This window comes from Bacillus sp. SIMBA_005 (genome assembly GCF_046535585.1).
In the GTDB taxonomy this organism is placed as follows: Bacteria; Bacillota; Bacilli; order Bacillales; family Bacillaceae; genus Bacillus; species Bacillus pumilus.
The window spans coordinates 1-297 of sequence record NZ_JAWRWI010000211.1; the positions used below are offsets into that span (position 1 = coordinate 1).

Below are 297 nucleotides of genomic sequence, written 5' to 3' on the forward strand. Positions count from 1 at the left end.
TCTCCTTCACCGACGCCGCGGAATACGACTTCGAGCAGATCCTCGCCCTCGGACCGGATGTGATCCTCGCGAACCACTCGGGGATCACCGAGACCGATTACGAGCGTCTCTCCGAGATCGCCCCGACCGTCGGATTCGCCGAATCGATGTGGGCGTCGGATCGCGAAGAGCTCACCCTCACGATCGGATCGATCCTCGACAAGGAGGAGGAAGCACAGGTCCTGCTCGACGAGGCCGACGCCGCGATCGCCGCCGCCGCCGAGGCGCACCCGGAGTTCCAGGACGTGGTGTTCACCT

Annotated in this window: 1 protein-coding gene; it reads left to right on the forward strand. The window is 65.0% G+C overall.

The annotated features are described in order from the left end of the window. A partial coding sequence (locus SB660_RS19815; RefSeq protein ID WP_410583981.1) for an ABC transporter substrate-binding protein occupies nucleotides 1-297 on the forward strand: 297 nt, incomplete at both ends.